At 67.7% G+C, this 2249-nt stretch carries 2 protein-coding genes; one reads left to right on the forward strand and one right to left on the reverse strand.

All coding sequences use genetic code 11. The annotated features are described in order from the left end of the window. Nucleotides 1–238 precede the first annotated feature (238 nt). On the forward strand, nucleotides 239–1327 hold the full coding sequence (locus tag Q4F73_RS12285) for an ATP-binding protein (protein WP_303359625.1): 1089 nt from the start codon (nucleotides 239–241) through the stop codon (nucleotides 1325–1327). Here the strand turns inward: Q4F73_RS12285 and Q4F73_RS12290 are convergent. Continuing rightward, nucleotides 1324–2249: alanine racemase (locus Q4F73_RS12290; protein WP_303359626.1), on the reverse strand; the 926-nt coding region annotated here is incomplete at its 5' end. The genes Q4F73_RS12285 and Q4F73_RS12290 overlap by 4 nt on opposite strands.

Raw genomic sequence — 2249 nt, forward strand, 5'->3', positions numbered from 1 at the left:
GTACTCGGTCACGGGGTCCAGTGTGCCGGTTGACGCAGGGTCAAGCGCAAGGGGTGTGGGTTATGTCATGGCTCTTCCGCCCGGTCTGATCATTTTCGCCCTGATCGATCAGGGCGGAAATGATCAAATCGGGCGTAACTCCTGGGACCGAGCGAAATCGTACAAATCGTACAGCGGAGTTGAAATCGTACAAATCGTACAGGTGGGTTAGAATCGTACAAATCGTACAGGAGGTTCCGTGAATCCTTTCCGCCCCAGTTTCGGCACCACTCCCGCCGTCGTGGCCGGTCGTGACGGCCTCGTGGCCAGCGTGGGCATGGCCCTGCGCGAAGGGCCCGGCTCCCCATACCGCTTCACCCTCGTCAGCGGGGCCCGCGGAGCGGGGAAGACGGTGCTGCTCAATCTCTTGGAGAAGGAGGCCGCGAACGCCGGATGGCATGTCATCCGCGTCGCCGCTTCCCGTGATCTCATCAGCGAGCTCAAGGATGTCAGTCTCCCCCGCCTGCTCCAGAAACTCGGCCGATCGTCGACACATCGCACCATCACGGGCGGCTCCCTTGCCGGCGTCGGTTCGTTGACCACGGAAATCTCCTCCGACCGACCCCGGGAGTCGCTCCGCACCCGCCTTCGCGATGCCTGCACCCTCCTGGCCGAACAGGATTCCGGATTGCTGCTCACGCTGGACGAACTGCAATCCGCCGCGCCGGAGGACCTGCACCTGCTCAGCGACGCCATTCAGGATGTGGTGCGGGACGAGCTTCCGGTCGCGCTCTCCGTGGCGGGTCTTCCCTTCGAGATCGCGAAACTCCTCGATCTCCCCGGCACCACCTTCCTCCGCCGCGCCATGCCCGTCCAGCTGGGCCCGCTGCCCGATCATGAGGTCGCGGCCACCCTCCAGGCCACGGCACAGACCGGTGGACGCCACTTCAGCGATCCGGCTCTTGACCGCGCCGTGGCAGCCTGCCGCGGATACGCCTACCTCATTCAGGTCGTCGGATCGATTTCCTGGGTGTTCGCGAAAGACGACTCCATCACCGACGCATCCGTGCAGCGCGCCCTCCCCCAGGTCCGGGAGCGTATCGGCCTGCAGGTGCACCAACCTGCGCTCCGTGGCCTGCCGGACAGGGAGCGGGAGTACCTCGACGCCATGGTCTCGCTCGGTACCCCCGCCCCCACCGGGGCCATCGCCCAGGCCCTGGGTGTTCCGCCGAATCAGCAGTCCACGTACCGACGCCGCCTCCTCGAACGCGGTCTCATCACCCCGAACGGGCACGGCCTCGTGGACTTCGGCCTGCCCTACCTGGGCGATTACCTGCGCAACAACTAGTTCCTCCCCCGCGCCGCCACCGGCCACCGATCGACCACCTGCCCGTCGGCGACCACCTCGACCTCATCGACGAGGTTGAGCACCAGGCAGACGTGATTGGGCACCACGGCGAGCTCGTCGCCGATCTCCGGCAACCGCTCCCCCGCCGGCCACGCCACCGTGCCGTGGTGTTCGGACAGGGCGCTGATCCGGGCCTCCGGTGAGCCCTGGATGCGCCCGTAGCCGGTGGCCCAGGCGGGGCGATCCGAGCCGAGGATCTTGGAGCCGGCGTCGACGATCACCTGGTGGAGATCCTCCCGGCGCGAGACCACCCGCGCGGCCACCGTGAGTGCGATCTCCGACCAGTCGCAGGTGCCCAACTCCAGCTGCTGGGCGTCGTTGAACACGTAGACGCCGGGGCGGCGCTCGGTGGCCACCCGGGAGAAGCGGGCCGAGGGGGTCGATCCCCCGGAGAGCACCGGATTCTCCACGCCCAGGCCGCGGAGAATCTTTTCCGCCGCAGCCAGCGCCTCATCCTCGTCGCGCGCGGCCTGCTCCGGTGCGCCCGGCGCATACGAGTGGCCGGGAAAGGTGAACACTCCCCGCAGGTCAAGCCCCAGGTCGAGGATCCCGCGCGCGAGTTCCTCCAGGGCGGTGACGGGTACCCCGGAGCGGTGGTGGCCGGAGTCGAGTTCGATGAGGACGCCAACTCCCGCACCCACCAGCCGGGCGGCCGCTTCCCGGGAATCGCAGCCCACGCTCAGCCGCACCCGCTGCGCCAGCGCCTGCAGGCGCTCATCGGCCCACACGGGGTAGGCAATGAAGATGTCGTCGCTTTCGGCCGCGAACACCTCGGCCTCACCGATGGTGGCGACTGTCAGTCCAAGTGCCCCGGCGGCGATCTGGCGGCGGGCGATCTCGAGGATCTTGTGCGTCTTCACGT

The sequence above is a fragment of the Corynebacterium sp. genome (assembly GCF_030535495.1).
In the GTDB taxonomy this organism is placed as follows: domain Bacteria; phylum Actinomycetota; class Actinomycetes; order Mycobacteriales; family Mycobacteriaceae; genus Corynebacterium.